This window comes from Arthrobacter sp. FW306-2-2C-D06B (genome assembly GCF_021789175.1).
Classification (GTDB): Bacteria; Actinomycetota; Actinomycetes; order Actinomycetales; family Micrococcaceae; genus Arthrobacter.
This window is the reverse complement of record NZ_CP084560.1, coordinates 77,459-92,626: the sequence shown is the minus strand read 5'-3', so window position 1 is coordinate 92,626 and position 15,168 is coordinate 77,459. Positions and strand designations below refer to the sequence as shown.

Genomic DNA, 15,168 nt, shown 5'->3' with positions numbered 1-15,168 from the left:
GACTATTCCACCGCTCCCGCGGCAGCGACGCTGCCGGATCCGTCGAACCCGTCAAAAGGCCGAAGCCCGGGAAAGTCCTCTGCCTTGGCGGCCAGCTCGGCGACGCTTTCACCGTTGAGCCGCGCCGCAGGGTCCAAGAGGGCCCATGGATAGAGCACGAAGGCGCGCTCCGCAGCACGCGGATGAGGCAGAGTCAGCGTTTCGTCGTCGCTCGCGAGTTCGCCGTAGACGATGATGTCCACGTCCAATGTGCGGGGGCCCCAGCGGACCTCGCGGACCCGGTGGTGCATTTGTTCGACGTCGTGGCAGTGCTTCAAGAGTTCCAGCGGCGCAAGGGTCGTCTCAATGGCAATCACCATGTTGAGGAAATCCGGTTGCCCCGCGGGCCCGCCCACGGCTTTGGTCTGCACCACGGGAGAGACACCGAGCAGGCGGATTTCCGGGCGATCAACGAGGTCGGCAACGGCGGTGGACAGTGTGTCGTTCCGCTCGCCCAAGTTGCTGCCGAGGGCCAGGATGGCTTTCGTGAAACCGGAACTCATGCACGCTCCCTGTGGACACTGACAGTGACGTCACCGAAGGGCACTTCGATGGGAGCTTTGGGTTTGTGGACCGTGACATCGACGGCGGCGACGTTGAAGCCCGCCAGAATCCCCTCCGCGATCCGCACCGCGAGAGCCTCGATAAGGTTCAGTGGCTCGCCCGAAATGAGTGACGTAATGTACTCGGCCACTTCACCGTAGTGAGCCGTGAACTGCAGGTCATCCGTTTCCGCGGCCTTGCTGAAATCGGTGTACAGCACAGCGTCGACGACGAAAGGCTGTCCGTCCCGGCGCTCGAAGTCGAAGACGCCGTGGTGCCCGACGGCGGTCACGCCGGTCAGTGTGATCTTGTCCAAACCGGTCCCTCCCCCTCTGTTCACCAAGTTTAGTGTCTGATGCGCGCGGCGACCTTGACGGCGTCAAGGCTGGGGCCGACGTCGTGGACGCGCACGGCCCAGGCGCCGTTCGCGGCACTGATTGCCGTGATGGCAGCGGTGGCATGATCCCGTTCCTCGGGCGCCGCCGCCTTGCCGGCCACGGTCAGGAGCGTACCCAGGAATCGTTTGCGTGAAGCTCCGATCAGGACCTTGTGGCCAAGTTCGTCCAGCTTGCCGATGTACTTGAGGAGCTGCCAGTTCTGGTCCTCGTCCTTGGAGAAGCCCAGGCCGGGATCCACAATGATTTGTTCCGCTGTGACGCCTGCCGCGTAGAGCTTGTCGCGGACGCCCTTGAGCTCTTCGATGACTTCCTCTACGACGTTGCCGTAGTCGGCAAGGGTGTTCATCGTTTCGGCGTCGCCCCGGCGATGCGTCAAGACATAGGGCACCTTGGTGCGTGCGACGAGTTCGGCCATCTCAGGTTCGATGCTCAATCCGGAGACGTCGTTGATGATCGCGGCGCCGGCCTCCACGGCAGCGGCGGCCGTGGACGCGTGCGTCGTGTCGATGCTGACGAGCGCCCCGGCCTTCACGAGTGCTTGAATCACCGGCAAGACCCGGCGCTGCTCTTCTTCCGGGGAAACCGGCTCGGCGCCCGGACGGGTCGATTCGCCGCCGACGTCGATGATGTCCGCTCCGGCGTACAACATGCGCAAAGCGTGGGCGATCGCGGTGTCCGCCGTGGGATGCTTGCCGCCGTCGCTGAATGAATCCGGCGTGACGTTCAGAATTCCCATGACAAGCGTGCGGTCGGCCGGCAGGTCCGCGAAGCGGGCGGCTGGACGGGGTTTGCGGAGGATGGGCAGGGGGCTGGTAGCCGGGCCCGTTCCTGGTGCTGCTGCGAGGGAGTCCATGGTCTTTGTTACCTTCCGAGTATGAGGCTCATGGCTTCGGCACGGGTGGCCGGGTCATGAAGTTGCCCACGCACTGCGCTGGTGACGGTCTTGGCGCCGGGCTTGCGGATGCCACGCATGGACATGCACATGTGTTCGCATTCGACGACGACGATCGCGCCCCGGGGCTTGAGGTGGGTCACGAGCGCTTCGACGATCTGGGTGGTCAGGCGTTCCTGCACTTGGGGGCGGCGGGCAAAAATGTCCACGAGACGGGCCAGCTTGCTCAGCCCCGTCACTTTGCCGTCGTGGGAAGGGATGTATCCAACGTGCGCGACGCCGTGGAACGGTACCAAATGGTGCTCGCACGTGGAATAGAACGGGATGTCCTTGACCAGCACGAGTTCCTCATGGTCGAGGTCGAACGTGGTGGACAGGACATCCTCCGGGTCCTGGTGCAGGCCCGCGAAGACCTCGGCGTAAGCCTTGGCAACGCGCTTCGGCGTATCCACCAGGCCGCCACGGTCCGGGTCCTCGCCCACGGCAATGAGGATCTCGCGGACGGCCGCCTCGATGCGGGGGCGGTCGACCTTATATGAGTGATGGCCATGGCCGTGGCCGTGGCCACCTGGTTTCCCCCCGGAAGTGCGGCCAAAGTCATCACTGGCGGCACCGCTGAAGTCGTCGTCGTCGATGTGAGTCACAGCAGAAAGCTTAGCCCTGATGCGAAACGTCGGTGCCCGCGTCCGGTCCCTGCCCGGTAAATGACTCCTGGCTGCCGACTCCCTGCGGATGCGGGGACTGGGCATCCAAAGGCTCTTCGAGACGAGCCGCCTTGGCCTCTTCCTGTGCCTCACGTTCAGCCTTCTCTGCACGGGATTCCACCGGCGGGATGGTCTGGACCGGACGGGACTCCTTGGAGAGCCACACCTCGCGGAAGTCACGCTTGCGGATGTCGCGGAAGATGTAGGCGATCTCCGCCTGGTTCAGCGTTTCGCGCTCAAGCAGTTCGAGGGCCAACTGGTCCAGGACGTCGCGGTTCTCGGTCAGGATCGCATAGGCCTCGTCATGGGCCTGATCGATCAGGCGCCGCACTTCCTCGTCAACGATGTACGCCACCGAGTCGGAGTAGTTGCGTTCCTGTGCCATATCCCGGCCAAGGAACGGCTCGCCGCCGCCTGCGCCAAGCTTCACGGCGCCGATGCGCTCGCTCATGCCGAACTGGGTGACCATCTTGCGCGCCGTCCCGGTGGCCTTTTCGATATCGTTCGAGGCGCCCGTGGAGGGGTCGTGGAAGACGATTTCCTCTGCGACGCGGCCACCCATGGCATAGGCCATCTGGTCCAGGAGTTCGTTGCGCGTGATCGAGTACTTGTCGTCCTCGGGGACAACCATCGTGTAGCCGAGTGCGCGGCCTCGGGGCAGGATGGTGATCTTCGTGACAGGGGCCGAATTGCGCAATGCTGCCGCCACCAGGGCGTGGCCGCCTTCGTGGTAGGCCGTGATCTTGCGTTCCATTTCCTTCATGACGCGGCTGCGCTTCTGCGGGCCGGCCATGACACGGTCGATTGCCTCGTCCAGGGCGCGGTCGTCAATCAGGTTTGCATTGGACCTTGCCGTCAAGAGGGCGGCCTCGTTGAGCACATTGGCGAGGTCGGCACCCGTGTAGCCCGGGGTCTTCTTCGCGACACCCTTGAGGTCGACGCCGTGGGCCATGGGCTTGCCCTTGGCGTGGACATTCAAGATCTGTTCGCGACCTATCAGGTCCGGTGCTTCAACAGTGATCTGGCGGTCGAAGCGGCCCGGACGGAGCAGGGCAGGGTCCAGGACGTCCGGACGGTTGGTTGCAGCGATCAGGATGACGTTGGTCTTGACATCGAAGCCGTCCATCTCGACGAGGAGCTGGTTAAGGGTCTGCTCGCGCTCGTCGTTGCCGCCGCCGATACCGGCGCCGCGGTGACGTCCGACGGCGTCGATCTCGTCAACGAAAATGATGGCCGGCGCATTGGCCTTGGCTTGTTCGAAGAGGTCGCGGACACGGGAAGCGCCGACACCTACGAACATTTCAACGAAGTCCGAGCCGGAGATCGAGAAGAACGGGACGCCGGCCTCGCCTGCGACGGCGCGGGCCAGGAGGGTCTTGCCGGTGCCGGGAGGGCCGTACAACAGCACACCCTTGGGGATCTTTGCGCCAACGGCCTGGAACTTTGCCGGTTCCGCGAGGAATTCCTTGATCTCCTGGAGTTCTTCGACTGCTTCATCGGCACCCGCGACATCCGAGAAGGTGACCTGGGGCATGTCCTTGTTGACCAGCTTGGCCTTCGACTTGCCGAACTGCATCACCTTGGAACCGCCGCCTTGCATGCGCGAGAGCAGGAACCAGAAAAGCACACCCAGCAGGAGGACGGGGATGAGGAGCGAGAACAGTCCGGAGAACCAGTTGTTCTCGACGGGCTGGTCTGTGAAGCCACCGGATGGTTGGGCGTTGGTGACGGCCTTGACGACATCCCCGGCTCGCGCGGTGACGTAGAAGAACTGGACGTTTTTACCCTTGTCCTGGCCATCGATGACGAGGTTGTCTTTCAGCGTCAGGTCAACGCGGTTCTCGGCATCGTAGATTTTGGCCTGGGCCACCTTGCCGCTCTGCGCGAGGATCGCGAGGCCCTTGTCGGTGTCGATACGGGTGGATCCGCCGGGGGCAAGGGTTGCAAATGCCACCAGGAGCAAGCCGACTACGACAACAATCCAGATGCCCGGGCCCTTGAAGAAACTCTTAGCTTTCATCTGTTCGGGGGCTCCGCCCCGTCCCTCCTGGTAGTGCTGCACGGCGCAGTGTCTGCGCGCGTGTGGTGCTGCGTCAGTTTCTAGCTTTACACCGTTCGGAGTGATTCACGCACAGTGAGAGGCAAAAGTTCCCTCTAGGCGTACATGATCGCGGAATTCCGGAAACTCCCGGGGGAAATCCATGGTTCTTTCAGGAGCCCCGCGCTAGGGGTCGAACGCAATCGCCGGCCGGTTGGAACTACTGCAAGGTGCATACCGGGTTGGAGCCGGCCAGTCCCATGGACGCGTTTGCCGTCGCCAAGGTGGAGACCCACCCCGAGCCGTCCTTCGTCTGCAGATAGACGCTGTAAGTTCCGCCGAGTAATCCGCTCAGGATGCCTGACTTAAACTGCGTCGTATACACCCCATTTGCGGGGCCGGTGGTGGCCAGGCTGCTTCCAGGGGTCACGGGAGTCAGGTTTGAAAGCAACCCCCCACTGGCTACGTAGTAGTTGACGTTGGCGGGTGCCACATACCCGGTTCCCGCGGGGAATTGCCAGTTGACGGTAATCACGGGGTTGGCCCCGGCCAACCCCGGGCTGAGGGTGCACGGGCCGATCATGACGGTAGGCGGAACCCTGAGCGCGTTCAGGGTTCCGGCACCAAAGTCGGAGGCGCTCCAGCTCGCGTCCGTCGTTCCGGTTCCAGCCGGGACCACCAACAGGGCGGCCGCGACCCCGGCCACCGCGAGCTGCGATCTCAGCTTGCGCGACGTCGGGGGTCTTAACATCAGTCACCACCCGGGTCACGGGCGGGCGCGGTTCCATCGGCCGTCGCGACAGCACGGACACCGGCGAACCTCGATGCGGCGGCCCCGGCCAGGACGGCGCCAATGCCCAGAAGCGCAAAGATGCCCAGGCGAAATCCGGTATCGGAGAGGGCGATACCTGGAAAGTCACGCGCCGACACGGGCTCGCCAGCGGCGTCAACCCGGGCGGCAATCCTGGTTGAAAGCCCTTGCACGCCGTTGCCGGCCGCTGGCGACAATGTGACGCTGAGCAGCAGTTCGACGCCGGCCGGGATCCCGCCGTCGGGATTTGCGAGGCTGACTGCGCCCGTGTCGCTCAGCGAGGCAAGTGTCGTCGCCGAAATAACGGTGTTTTCGCCAGACGGACAGACTTCCGACACCCACGCCGTGGGGCAACTGCGTACGTCCACGGTGACAAGTCGCGCCAATGGGTCCGATGCGGAAAGTTGTCCGAGGGGATCCTCCGCTCTCAGCCGCATCGTCAAATCGCGCAGCGTCACGGCCCTGGTGGTCACCCCGATACTCCATCTGCTGGTAGATCCGGGCGCGAGGACGGCTGGCGGATTGCTACCGCCGTGCGTCAGGATCAGGTCCGGCCCGTCTGTCGCTGCGGACGCCGGAGCGGCACTCAGCAGGCCAAGCAATACCGAGGCGACTGTTGCCGCGTAACGCCGGCGGCTCACGTGTTCGATCATGCCTTCGCCTTGGGTCGCGCCCGCGGGGCTCTCTCCGGCCGGGGCCATAGCGCCCAGGTCACCAAGGCGGAGACGGCAACCGTGGTGCCGCCAAGCACCCAGGGGTTCGATGCTCCCGCGACAAAGTAGGCAATGCCCGGCACCGAATAGAGCACCGTGCGGACTTTGGAGACGGTGTATGGAGCGGGGTCCTCCACCGGGTTGGCGTCGCCTTTGAGCGTGAGGATGGCTGTGGTGGCGTCGACCATCCGGGAGGATGTGACCCGGTGGGTGACGGGCAACTGCCCCGGCCGATCCACGGTGACGACGTCCCCGATCCGCGCTTCCGTCGCCGGGACCTCGCGAACTACGGCCAGTGATCCGGCAGGGATGGTGGGAGACATGGAGCCGGTCTTGAACATGATGAGCGTGATGTGGAAAAGGACGGCAGCCAACGTCAGGAGGATGCAGATCGCGCCGCCGATCGCGGCGAGGTTGAGCAGCGTCTCGCGCACGACGTCGGCGGGGCGCCTGCGGTTGTTGGCCGCCCGTCGTCGGGACCCCACCGGATCAAACGCCCCGCTCATGAGTCAGGCGTCCCCTTGATTTCCCAGGTCGCCGTCACCGTGGCCCCCTGCAGGGAGTTGTCTGCGGAGGCAAGCATGGTGACCTCGAAGCACATCTGCGTCGGGCTCAGCGAGTTCGCGGCCACCGCTGTTGCGCTCCCGGACGTGGTTAGCGGCACCTTCGACGCCGAGGTCCCGACGAGGTAGCTCGCACCGGCTGTGAACTGGCTGGAGTCGCACGTTCCGGACGAGTACCGGACTACGCGATAGGCCAGGGCGGCGGCCAAGGCGGCGTTGTCATTGCTGGCGCCTCGGAGCGTCAAGGTTCCGGAAAGCGACCCCGCCGTAGTCCGGATCCAGATGGGAGCGTAGTTCACGGAGCTTGGTGACATTCCTGCAGCATTGAATGCCATGGTGGCGGCGGATCCCGACGTGGGGTGTGCCAGCCATGCGCCTCCTGAATTGACGGAGGATTCGATCTGGAACGAGCTGGCCGTGAACGTTCCGGCCGCGAACTCGGAGTCGTTCCAGGCAGCGAGGGTCAGCGTGCATCCAACACCGAGAACCAGGCCACCGGCCAGGATGGCGCGCACGCGAAGGAAGCGCTGACGACCCCTCTCAGGCCGACGAGTCGCCCTGCGTCCGTTCATCGTGGCTGATCAGGAGGTGGATGCCGCAGCGAACTGCCACGTGGCCGTACCGCTTTGCCCTTGGACCAAGCCCGCAGCGGCAGTCACTTTGAAGCAGAGGAAGACCGGACCACCGGGATCGCTCGAGGGGCTGCCGGCGTTGAGCGTGAATGTAACTCCGCTCAGCGCTCCGTTGAGGGCGGTACCCGCGGGCACCAATTGAGTTCCCGTGGTGCTGCTGGAGCATCCGAAGGAAGTGGGTTCAACGAGTTCGAAGCTCAGGTTCGCGACCGAGCCGGTGGCCGTGGCTGTGTTCACCGTGACCGTGGACCCCGTGGTGGTGTTGGCCGCCAACCGTACCGCGAAGGGTGCGTAGACGGTGTCCCCCGGCGCCAGGTTGGACGGGTTGAGGGTGAACGGCAGGGTGGCTCCGGGGGAAGCAGAGTGATCCGCGTACGACGCGCCGTCTGTGCTTCCCTGAAGATTGAAGGTGCCCGCCGTGAATGTCCCGGTGGCGAACTCGGAATCGTTCCACGCGGCCAACACAACCGCCGCACCGACCCCCAGAACCAAGCCGCCAGCCAAAAGCGCCCGCATCTTTCCACGCTTTGACATTGAAACTGAACTCGTACTCAAAATGCCCCCCACAGGTCAAGTCAAACGACTAATGAGCTGAACGCTAACATGCAAATTGCCCAGTATCGCTAGCCCTCCCCGAATGAGTTAAAAAGATGAAGTCGGCCTCCCAATGGGACGGCCGACTTCTCCTGCTTTCATTTCGCGGCAATGCCGCGATGGTCTCGCTACTAAAGAGTTATTCGTAAACGTGCGGGGCGAGGGTTCCCACAAAGTCCAGGTTGCGGTACTTCTCGGCGTAATCGAGGCCGTAGCCGACGACGAATTCGTTGGGAATGTCATAGCCGACATACTTGACGTCGATCTCTACCTTGGCGGCCGTAGGCTTGCGGAAAGCCGTGCAGATCTCCACGGAAGCGGTGCCTCGCGATTCGAGGTTGGTCTTGAGCCAGGAGAGGGTCAGGCCGGAATCGATGATGTCTTCGACAATCAGGACATCCTTGCCCATCAGGTCGGTATCAAGGTCCTTGAGGATGCGCACCACGCCGGAGGACTGGGTACCGGAGCCGTAGGATGACACCGCCATCCAGTCCATGCTGACGTGGCTGTGCAGCGCACGCGCGAGGTCTGCCATGACCATGACGGCACCCTTGAGCACGCCCACGATCAGCAGCTCACGGCCTTCGTAGTCCTTGTCAATCTGTGCAGCAAGTTCGGCGATCCGTTGCTGGATCTGCTCCTTGGTGTAGAGAACGTGTTTGAGGTCTGCCTGGACGTCGTTTGAATCCACCAATGGCTCCTGTGTTGATGCGTGGGTGCGGCTACTGTTGGGGCGATCTTTGATGCCGGAATACTAGCTTCCCACAGCCGCCGCCTTCGCGGGGAACGGCAGTTCCCCCGGCTGAGGCCTCCCGCTCCAATTCGCTCAGGGATACGCGGTAGGCGCTGACGTTTCCGGGAAGCTGCACAGGACCCGCAGATCCCTGCCGGCGCAGCAAAGCTTCGGCTGCCTGGAGCCGCCCGTAGCCGGGCTGTTGGCCCCCGACGTCGGCCGCCGCTTTGGCGATCACCCGGAACCTCAGCGCGGGGGACAATTCCCTCAAGGCGTCTTCGGGAAGCCAGACCCCGTCGTCGGTCCGGTTGACGAGGCGCGCATAGCTCTCTGCGGCAAGCTGCTCCAGGAAGTCGGCATCCTGCTGGAGGATCGCGGCGGTGCGGGCGAGTGATTCGGCAACACCGGGCCCCAGCTTGTCCTCAAGCAAGGGCATCACCTCAACCCTGGTCCGCGAGCGGGCGAAGGCGGGGTCAGCGTTACTGGGATCGTGCCAGGTTTCGAGTTCCTCGACCTCGCAGATTTCGAGCGTTTCCGCGCGGCGAAGCCCGAGGAAGGGACGAAGGAGTTTGCCGCGGGCTGGCCGCATCCCGGCGAGGGAACGGGTTCCCGAGCCCCGGGCCAGGCCCAGCAGGACCTGCTCGGCCTGGTCGTCGAGTGTGTGCCCCAGCAGGATTGCTCCGCAATCGAGTTCGGTGGCGGCTGCTTCGAGCGCCGCGTGCCGGGCGTCCCGGGCTGCCGCCTCCGGCCCGAACCCGGTAGCTGCCACCTCCACGGTCCGCAGCTGGACGGGCGAGAGTCCCAGGCCCTCCAGGATCGACACGGTTCGTGCCGCAACCTCAGCCGAGCCTTCCTGCAACTGGTGGTCGACCACGACGGCGGCTACGCTCACGGGCCGGCCGTGCACGTGGCCTCGACGGGCAAAATAGGCCGCCACTGAGGCAAGCGCCAAGGAGTCCGGGCCGCCGCTGCATGCCACCAGGATTCGTTCGGGATAGCCCACGGAGGCCAGTGCGTCCTGCAACATATTCCGCGCTTTGCCGACGACCGGCACCAAACGCCCGGGACGCCGTCGTCCGCTGCTTGGTGAGTTGCTACTGCTGTTTGGCGCACTTTTACCGCTTGATGGGGGGCCCGATGTGGTGCCTGCTGTCACAGCCCCATCCGCTCAAGCCACAGCTTGGAGTCGTGGATTTCGGCTTCGGTGGGCAGTTTTTCGGCCGATTCCCAGACCCGGTTCAGGCCCTCCATGCCGGCCACCGCAACCACTTCGCGGACGAACTTGGCACCGTCGCTGTACTGGCGCATCTTGGCGTCCAGGCCGAGGATGTTGCGGATGAATTTCTCGATCACTCCGCGGTCCTTGCCCCGCGCGTTGAAGCGCTGGCGGATGGTCTTCACTGAAGGGACCAGGGTGGAATCGACGGCGTCCATCACCACGTTGGCGTGGCCTTCCAGCAAGCTCATGACGGCTGTGAGGTGCGAAAGCGAGGCCTTTTCCTCGGGGTTTTGGAGCAGGTCCAGGATGGCGCCGCGGCCGGGCACGGCACCAGTGGAGCGGTCGCGCAGGGACCGGGCGGCGGCCGTGGCGCGGTCCATGATGGAGTCCACATTGCCAATGAGGTTGGCGCTCAGGCGCTCGATTTCCTCAAGCATGTGGGTCCGGAGCCAGGGTGCGGCGGCGAACTGCACCCGGTGGGTCTGCTCGTGAAGGCAGACCCAGAGCCGGAAATCGTCAGGATCGACGTTGAGCTCGCGCTCCACGGAGATGATGTTCGGAGCCACCAGCAGGAGCCGGCCGGCAGGTGGCGCTTTCGAGTCCGGGGCGAGCGCGGCGAAGGGATCGTATTGGCCCAGGACTTTGCTCGACAAGAAGGCAAGCACAGCCCCGAGCTGGCTGCCGGTGATGGCGCCGCTCGCGGCCGCGGCGGCCGGTGTCATCGCCGGTCCCCGCCGGGAATCCAGCATTTGCTTAAGGGCCGGTTGGAGCATCACGGCAAAACTCTGGGTGTTGGCCTTTGCCCACGACGCCCGGTCAACTACCAGCACATGGGAATCGCGGAGATCGCGTGCGGCTTCCAAACCGGTGATGTCATGCACATGCGGCACCGAGATGTCCGCGCTCAAACGCAGGCTGTCCACGGCTTTGCCGATCTGGGCCGGACTTAGTACTGGGCCGGGGGGAGCGAGCCGGGCGGCCGTGGAGGCGGCCAGCTCCCAGTTGATGAGGGACTGAGCTTGCTGCTGAGACTCCATACGAACCATCAGAACACAACAGTCTGAATCTGCACCCTTAAGTTCGCTCAGCGGCGAACGTCAGGCAGCGGCGAACGTCAGCCGGCCCGGCAACCACATGACGCGAGTGCCGTGGCCGACCGGTCCAGCGCTACCTTGTTCCCCGCCGCGCCCGGCGTCAGCCCGTTGCCGATAAAGGAAAAGACCAGAAGACGGCCGTTCGCGTCCACCACGTAGCCGCTCAAAGCGATCACCGAATTCAAGGTGCCGGTCTTGGCCCGCACCAGTCCCGCCCCTTGGGAGGTGCTGGCGTCTCCGTAGCGGTCGCCGAGCGTCCCGGTCAGCCCGGCCACCGGGAACCCGGCGAGGGCGGCACGGAGACGGGTGTCCGGTCCCGAGGTAATCGCCCGCACCACATCCGCGAACTGCCGCGCCGACACCTGGTTGCCCAAAGCAAGGCCGGACACGTCCGCCAGGTGCATGGAATCCGTGGCGATCCCCAGTTCCGCCACCGCGGCGCTCACGGCCGCCGTCGCGCCGTCATTCGATCCCGGCTTTCCCGCGGACAGAGCGGCCATCCGGCCGAATACCTCGGCAAGGTAGTTGTCCGAGGTTTCCAGCATCAAGTCCACCTGCTCGCGGACGGTCGCAGACACCACGCTGGCGATCACGTCCTGCTTTCCGGTTGGAACGGTGGCACGTTCCACACCCGGGACCACCGTGAATCCGGCAGCGGCGCCCGCCGCTTGGAGCTTCCCGGCGAAAGCCGCGGCGGCAGTGAGCGCGGCGTCCTGCGGACGCGGACCGGTGGTCGAACCCGGGCTTGTCCGGGCCGAGTTCAGTGCGAGCGGAAAGATTGGTGCGGTTTCGCCCGCAGCGACGTCGTCGAGGCTCCACGCCGGATTCAAAGCCGGACCGGTGAATAGTCCATCGTCCAATTGCACCGTGACCGGGCCCTTCACTCCGCGGTCCTGGAGCGCTTTTGCCGCATCGCTGGCGAGGGTCTCGAGGCCGGCATGGCCAAGTACCTCGCTTGGCCGGGACGGGCCGTCGCCGAGCAGGACGTCACCTCCGGCGCTCAGGATGATGGTCGACGCCGAAGGTCCCGCCAGCACCCGCGTGCTGAAGCGTGTCTCCGGCCCGATCGCCCGCAGCGCGGCGACTGCGGTGAGCAGCTTCATGTTGGAGGCCGGCACCCGGTTCTTGGCGCCGTCGCGATCGTAAAGCGGAAGCCCGGTCAACGCATCCTCAACGACGCCGGTGAAGTCTCCCCCGCCGTCGGGCGTCAGGAGGGCGTTGAGCTGGCTTGTGACGTCAGCCGGCAAGGGGACCGGGGCAGAAGCGTCCAAGGGCGCAACGACCTGCGTGCGGCTCAGCTGCTTGGGGACCTGTTGCCAGACCGGCACCTTGGGTGCGGGCGTACCGGCGGCCCCGAAAGAGCCGGGACCGAAGAATCCGGGTGCGACCCCGAGGCCCATCGGCACCGCCAATGCTGCAATGACCAAGGTCAACAAGACCAGCGGCAGAAAGCGGACGACGCCCTTCGACGCAGGCTTCGCGGGTCTGGGCTTCCCCGGTCTGGGCTTCCCCGGTCTGGGCTTCCCGGGCCTGTGCTTCCTGGGTCTGAGAACGGGAGTCTCCTGTTGTTCCGGAGCCTGCTTTTCAGCCCCCGCCTCGTCAACGCCCTTCATGCAGCCTTAGTCCTCAAAGTCTTGAATGTCCCCACCGTTTCAAGAAACTTGGGCCTCTCGCTATATCCTCAATAGTAGTCGGCGGCGTCGGCTGCTCTGTTGCCGCGCCCATGCCAATACCGTCAAGGAGCATTCCATGAAGCACGACGTCACGATCGAGATCCCCAAGGGGTCGCGCGTCAAGTACGAAGTTGACCACGAGACCGGCCGCGTCCGCCTGGACCGCGTCCTGTTCACCTCCATGCAGTACCCCACGCACTACGGGTTCTTCGAGAACACCCTTGGCGAGGACGGCGACCCGCTGGACGCGCTGGTCCTCCTGCAGGACTTCGACCTCTACCCCGGCGTCATCGTCGAATCCCGCCCCATCGGCGTTTTCAACATGACCGACGACGGCGGCGGAGACGCCAAGGTCCTCTGCGTTCCGGCCGACCCGCGTTTCGACCACATCCAGGAAATCACGGATGTCAGCGAATTCCTGATCAAGGAGATCGAGCACTTCTTCACCCGTTACAAGGACCTTGAGCCCGGCAAGTGGGTCAAGGCTGAGGGCTGGGCCGACCGCGCCGCCGCCGAAGCCGAGCTGGAAGCTTCCATCAAGCGTTACGTTCCGGCCGCCCACTAGCAACACTTCGACGAGCAACGCGTCCGGCGGCGGGTGCGGTTCCATGCGAACCGCACCCGCCGCCGTCGTCGTTAACGGGTAGGTCCCCGAGGCGCAACGGTCCGGCTCACAATCGCCGGGCGCCCGGCGTCGTAACGAGAAGTTGGCTCTGGATTAACCGCTTGAAAGTCAGCTACCTGCCGGTAATGTTTGATCCACCATGTTCACGCTGACCATCAACCAACGCGACAGCCGCGGCAACGGAGACCTCGTACCGCAGCTGCTCAAAGACCTGCGCCACATCCCGGCGTGCTTGGACTTTGACCGCTCGGTGGAGGACGAAGTCCAGGGCATCGTGGAATTCCCGCATCAGGCCGTGGATTCGGCGCTCATCGCCTTGCGGAGCGGACAGTGGTACGTGGGAATCGGCGTCGGACCGGTCAACGAACCCCTGCCCAGGCAAATCAAAGACGCCTCCGGACACGGCCTGGTCTACGCACGCCGCGCCGTTGACCGCTTGCGGAATGGCAAAGAGCGGGTTCCTGTGGCGGTCGAGGGGCCGATCGCTGCCCTCGCTGCCGAATCGGAGGCTGTACTGCGGCTCCTTGGGCACATTGTTCAGCATCGGAGCATAGCCGAGTGGCGCGTCCTGGACCTGCTGACGCCCGGCGTGCGTGGACAACAGAAGGCCGTGGCCCAGGAACTGGGGATCAGCACCCAGGCCGTGAGCAAGGCCCTGGCCCGCGCCCAATGGGTGGAGGAGCACGCCGCCAGGCCGGCCGCAGCGCGATTGCTGCAGTTGATCCTCGAGGTTTACTGATTTTGCGTCGGAACTCCTTCAGTCATCTTGTCCTCGACACACCCATTCCTCCCGGCCTACCTTGAGTCCATGATCTCCAAGCAAAGGCTTGGGCGGATTCTTCCCGCTCTCAGGCAGGCTGTCACAGGCCACCGCCTCCTGTTTGCCGCAAAGACAGCCGTCGCGGCCGGGCTGGCTTGGTACCTTGCGCCGCTGATGCCCGGGACAGCCGCTTCCTATCCTTACTACGCGCCCTTGGGTGTCTTGGTCAGCATGCACCCCACCGTCGCGGCTTCCGCCAAGCACGGGCTGCAAAGCCTGCTGGGACTCGGATTGGGCATTGCCATGGCCTTCGCAGTGACCACAGTCACCACCCCGACCGCATTGGCGGTGGCCGTCGTCGTCGGGCTGGGGGTGGTTATCGGCGGCCTGCCAAGACTTGGAAGCGCCTCCGAGTGGGTTCCCATGGCGGCGCTGTTCGTACTGGTCCTGGGTTATTCGAATGCGCAGGGTTTCTCATTCGCTTACGTCCTGCAAATGGGCATGGGGGTGGCAGTCGGTTTCGCAGTGAACTGGCTGGTCTTCCCGCCCCTCCATCTCGAAGGCATCGATCCGGCCATCGACGGACACCAGCGGGCACTGTCCAGGCAACTCACGGATATGGCCAGCGCCATGACGGAATCCTGGCCACCGGACCATGAAGAATGGGCGAGCCGCAGCGGCGAGCTCGCACGCACGGCGACCGCGGTACGGACGGCCGTCCAGGCGGCCAAGTTGAGTACCAAAGCGAACCCGCGATCCCGCCGTCGAGCCGGGCGCCTGCCCGGTGACCTGGCGGGTTTGCGCACGGTGGAACGTCTGACCTTCCACGTCCAGGACGTCACCGACGTCCTGTCAAGCGCGATCTGGGAAGAGAACGCGGGAACGGTCATTCCGGAGGGTGTCCCGCCAAATTTGGCTGAGGCGCTGGAGGACGTTGCGGCAATGATCCGGCAATGGAGGCATGAGGACGCGGAGGATTTCAAGATCGCCCTGGACGAAGCCCGGGACAGCGTGGCAAAACTAAGTGAGACCGTTACGGAGGCCGCGGCCGGCCAAGCGCCTGTTACCGCCACCGCGTCGGTGGCCATGAGCTTGCGGCGTATGATCACCGCGGTCTCCGAGGCCGCCTGAGCTGCG

17 protein-coding genes are annotated in these 15,168 nt (G+C 64.6%); 3 read left to right on the top strand and 14 right to left on the bottom strand.

Translation table 11 applies throughout. The features are described 5' to 3' along the window. Positions 1-2 precede the first annotated feature (2 nt). The 14 genes from folK to dacB all read right to left on the bottom strand — a co-directional run bounded on the left by folK (position 3) and on the right by dacB (position 12,373). On the bottom strand, positions 3-542 hold the full coding sequence (gene folK / locus LFT47_RS00475; protein ID WP_236814087.1) for a 2-amino-4-hydroxy-6-hydroxymethyldihydropteridine diphosphokinase: 540 nt from the start codon (positions 540-542) through the stop codon (positions 3-5). Then, a complete protein-coding gene (gene folB, locus LFT47_RS00470) occupies positions 539-898 on the bottom strand; it encodes a dihydroneopterin aldolase (protein ID WP_236814085.1) in 360 nt (119 codons plus the stop codon). The genes folK and folB overlap by 4 nt, the downstream gene beginning before the upstream one ends. Positions 899-927: 29 nt before the next feature. After that, positions 928-1,833 carry a dihydropteroate synthase gene (gene folP, locus LFT47_RS00465; RefSeq protein ID WP_236814083.1) on the bottom strand — a complete coding sequence of 302 codons (906 nt, stop codon included), beginning with the start codon at positions 1,831-1,833 and terminating at the stop codon, positions 928-930. 8 nt (positions 1,834-1,841) lie between these two features. Next, entirely contained in the window at positions 1,842-2,516 is a 675-nt protein-coding gene (folE, locus tag LFT47_RS00460; RefSeq protein ID WP_236814081.1) for a GTP cyclohydrolase I FolE, read from the bottom strand. Between the two features lie 10 nt (positions 2,517-2,526). Continuing rightward, the gene (gene ftsH, locus LFT47_RS00455) at positions 2,527-4,596 is read right to left on the bottom strand and encodes an ATP-dependent zinc metalloprotease FtsH (protein WP_236814079.1); all 2,070 of its coding nucleotides are present in this window, start codon (positions 4,594-4,596) and stop codon (positions 2,527-2,529) included. A 238-nt stretch (positions 4,597-4,834) separates the two neighbouring features. Next, the gene (locus LFT47_RS00450) at positions 4,835-5,365 is read right to left on the bottom strand and encodes a hypothetical protein (RefSeq protein ID WP_236814077.1); all 531 of its coding nucleotides are present in this window, start codon (positions 5,363-5,365) and stop codon (positions 4,835-4,837) included. Further along, positions 5,365-6,078 carry a hypothetical protein gene (locus tag LFT47_RS00445; RefSeq protein WP_236814076.1) on the bottom strand — a complete coding sequence of 238 codons (714 nt, stop codon included), beginning with the start codon at positions 6,076-6,078 and terminating at the stop codon, positions 5,365-5,367. The genes LFT47_RS00450 and LFT47_RS00445 overlap by 1 nt, the downstream gene beginning before the upstream one ends. Beyond that, positions 6,075-6,644: a signal peptidase I gene (locus LFT47_RS00440; RefSeq protein WP_236814074.1), complete on the bottom strand. Its 570-nt coding sequence runs from the start codon at positions 6,642-6,644 to the stop codon at positions 6,075-6,077. Before LFT47_RS00440 ends, LFT47_RS00445 begins: the two co-directional genes overlap by 4 nt. Beyond that, positions 6,641-7,216: a SipW-dependent-type signal peptide-containing protein gene (locus LFT47_RS00435; protein WP_236814072.1), complete on the bottom strand. Its 576-nt coding sequence runs from the start codon at positions 7,214-7,216 to the stop codon at positions 6,641-6,643. Before LFT47_RS00435 ends, LFT47_RS00440 begins: the two co-directional genes overlap by 4 nt. Before the next feature lie 66 nt (positions 7,217-7,282). Then, on the bottom strand, positions 7,283-7,849 hold the full coding sequence (locus tag LFT47_RS00430) for a SipW-dependent-type signal peptide-containing protein (RefSeq protein ID WP_236814070.1): 567 nt from the start codon (positions 7,847-7,849) through the stop codon (positions 7,283-7,285). A gap of 217 nt (positions 7,850-8,066) precedes the next feature. After that, on the bottom strand, positions 8,067-8,618 hold the full coding sequence (gene hpt / locus LFT47_RS00425; RefSeq protein ID WP_059388924.1) for a hypoxanthine phosphoribosyltransferase: 552 nt from the start codon (positions 8,616-8,618) through the stop codon (positions 8,067-8,069). 31 nt (positions 8,619-8,649) lie between these two features. Next, positions 8,650-9,687, bottom strand: a complete 1,038-nt coding sequence (gene tilS, locus LFT47_RS00420) for a tRNA lysidine(34) synthetase TilS (RefSeq protein ID WP_236814068.1) — start codon at positions 9,685-9,687, stop codon at positions 8,650-8,652. Between the two features lie 125 nt (positions 9,688-9,812). After that, positions 9,813-10,916 (bottom strand): zinc-dependent metalloprotease, encoded by a 1,104-nt coding sequence (locus LFT47_RS00415; RefSeq protein WP_236814066.1) that lies wholly within the window; start codon positions 10,914-10,916, stop codon positions 9,813-9,815. A 77-nt stretch (positions 10,917-10,993) separates the two neighbouring features. After that, positions 10,994-12,373 (bottom strand): D-alanyl-D-alanine carboxypeptidase/D-alanyl-D-alanine endopeptidase, encoded by a 1,380-nt coding sequence (gene dacB, locus LFT47_RS00410; protein ID WP_236818764.1) that lies wholly within the window; start codon positions 12,371-12,373, stop codon positions 10,994-10,996. A 349-nt stretch (positions 12,374-12,722) separates the two neighbouring features. On the opposite strand from dacB, the gene LFT47_RS00405 reads away from it, so the two are divergent. The 3 genes from LFT47_RS00405 to LFT47_RS00395 all read left to right on the top strand — a co-directional run bounded on the left by LFT47_RS00405 (position 12,723) and on the right by LFT47_RS00395 (position 15,162). Beyond that, the gene (locus LFT47_RS00405; RefSeq protein ID WP_236814064.1) at positions 12,723-13,211 is read left to right on the top strand and encodes an inorganic diphosphatase; all 489 of its coding nucleotides are present in this window, start codon (positions 12,723-12,725) and stop codon (positions 13,209-13,211) included. Positions 13,212-13,410: 199 nt separating this feature from the next. Further along, the gene (locus LFT47_RS00400; protein WP_236814062.1) at positions 13,411-14,010 is read left to right on the top strand and encodes a hypothetical protein; all 600 of its coding nucleotides are present in this window, start codon (positions 13,411-13,413) and stop codon (positions 14,008-14,010) included. 69 nt (positions 14,011-14,079) lie between these two features. Then, positions 14,080-15,162: an aromatic acid exporter family protein gene (locus LFT47_RS00395; RefSeq protein ID WP_236814061.1), complete on the top strand. Its 1,083-nt coding sequence runs from the start codon at positions 14,080-14,082 to the stop codon at positions 15,160-15,162. Positions 15,163-15,168: the final 6 nt, after the last annotated feature.

Coding starts and splice junctions, on each gene's coding strand:
- folK (WP_236814087.1), bottom strand. CDS start 542: ATGAGTTCCGGTTTCACGAAAGCCATCCTGGCCCTCGGCAGCAACTTG.
- folP (WP_236814083.1), bottom strand. CDS start 1,833: ATGGACTCCCTCGCAGCAGCACCAGGAACGGGCCCGGCTACCAGCCCC.
- ftsH (WP_236814079.1), bottom strand. CDS start 4,596: ATGAAAGCTAAGAGTTTCTTCAAGGGCCCGGGCATCTGGATTGTTGTC.
- LFT47_RS00450 (WP_236814077.1), bottom strand. CDS start 5,365: ATGTTAAGACCCCCGACGTCGCGCAAGCTGAGATCGCAGCTCGCGGTG.
- LFT47_RS00445 (WP_236814076.1), bottom strand. CDS start 6,078: ATGATCGAACACGTGAGCCGCCGGCGTTACGCGGCAACAGTCGCCTCG.
- LFT47_RS00440 (WP_236814074.1), bottom strand. CDS start 6,644: ATGAGCGGGGCGTTTGATCCGGTGGGGTCCCGACGACGGGCGGCCAAC.
- LFT47_RS00430 (WP_236814070.1), bottom strand. CDS start 7,849: ATGCGGGCGCTTTTGGCTGGCGGCTTGGTTCTGGGGGTCGGTGCGGCG.
- tilS (WP_236814068.1), bottom strand. CDS start 9,687: ATGTTGCAGGACGCACTGGCCTCCGTGGGCTATCCCGAACGAATCCTG.
- LFT47_RS00415 (WP_236814066.1), bottom strand. CDS start 10,916: ATGGAGTCTCAGCAGCAAGCTCAGTCCCTCATCAACTGGGAGCTGGCC.
- dacB (WP_236818764.1), bottom strand. CDS start 12,373: ATGGGCCTCGGGGTCGCACCCGGATTCTTCGGTCCCGGCTCTTTCGGG.
- LFT47_RS00405 (WP_236814064.1), top strand. CDS start 12,723: ATGAAGCACGACGTCACGATCGAGATCCCCAAGGGGTCGCGCGTCAAG.
- LFT47_RS00400 (WP_236814062.1), top strand. CDS start 13,411: ATGTTCACGCTGACCATCAACCAACGCGACAGCCGCGGCAACGGAGAC.
- LFT47_RS00395 (WP_236814061.1), top strand. CDS start 14,080: ATGATCTCCAAGCAAAGGCTTGGGCGGATTCTTCCCGCTCTCAGGCAG.